General features: G+C 44.8%; 1 protein-coding gene. It reads right to left on the reverse strand.

Going from position 1 to position 279, the window contains the following annotated elements; translation table 11 throughout:
* Positions 1-8: 8 nt before the first annotated feature.
* Positions 9-279, reverse strand: a 271-nt coding sequence (locus LKX83_RS32475; RefSeq protein ID WP_227887406.1) for a hypothetical protein, incomplete at its 5' end; no start/stop codon positions are given.

The following is a 279-nucleotide window of genomic DNA, read 5'->3' on the forward strand; positions in this document are numbered from 1 at the left end:
GTGAATACTTAGTCATACTTATCTTGTTCAAGTCGCTCTCTTCCTTCAAGAATATACTCCACCTCTGTCTCGAAGTTTAAATAAAGCGGAACCGGGAGGCGTTCCACCATCTTCTCCACCTCAGGAATGGCCAGTACCTCATCCACATCCGTCGGACGAGGCTTTTGGGTGTTAAGCCATCTTTTAAAGCTGTCAATAAATGTGTAGAAGGATTCTTCAAAACGGTTTGCATCCTCCTCAGCTTCTACCTCTCCTTGGCTTTTTTGCATACGTTCCCAA

This window comes from Cohnella baijiui (assembly GCF_020731285.1).
Taxonomy (GTDB): domain Bacteria; phylum Bacillota; class Bacilli; order Paenibacillales; family Paenibacillaceae; genus Cohnella.